We start from the raw sequence: 706 nt of genomic DNA on the forward strand, positions 1-706 counted from the left end.
GGGGTACAGAATCTTTTGAAGGTCATTTTGTCTGTTTATGAAGGTCATTTTGTCTGTTTGAATGCCTTTTTATAAATGACTTGACTTTTAAATTATGTCATTTGTAATCATTTTGAGGTGATTACATGGCAAATGAAATTGTGAAGTACCATCATGAATTGAATACGATTCCCTTACGGAAATTTACTCCTGTTGAAATGAATTTGTTTTTCTCTATCGTGTCCAGAATGCGTGAAAAAGGCGATAAAACTGTTCGCTTTAGTTTTGACCAACTGAAAGACTTGAGTAATTACAAAGCAACTGCTAACGTGCGGTTTGTAGATGATTTAAAGGCAACGTACGAGAAAATCTTATCGTTACGCTTTGGTCGTAGAAGTGAGTCTGGGCTTTCTTACGATATGTTTGTGATGTTTACGGAATTTAGAATCAATGGTGACGTTGAAGAGCCTTATGTAGATATACGAATTTACGAAAAAGCTCTGCCTTTGTTAAATAATTTAGACGAGTGGGTACGTTATTCTCTCCAACAATTCAACGAGTTACAAAGTAGCTACTCTAAAACCATGTTTAGGTTATTAAAACAATTTAGAACGAAAGGTTTTGCCTATTTTTCCAAAGAAGATTTTCATGAGTTGCTAGATATTCCTAAAAGCTATAAGCAACCTGATATAGACAAGCGAGTTATTAAGCCTATCCGTCAAGAACT

The 706-nt window shown here is 34.7% G+C and carries 1 protein-coding gene; it reads left to right on the forward strand.

Features of this window, described 5'->3' with window-relative positions:
- Positions 1-125 precede the first annotated feature (125 nt).
- Positions 126-706: replication initiation protein (locus ECA01S_RS13780; protein ID WP_157490308.1), on the forward strand; the 581-nt coding region annotated here is incomplete at its 3' end.

The organism is Enterococcus canis NBRC 100695 (genome assembly GCF_001544375.1).
Taxonomy (GTDB): Bacteria; Bacillota; Bacilli; order Lactobacillales; family Enterococcaceae; genus Enterococcus_H; species Enterococcus_H canis.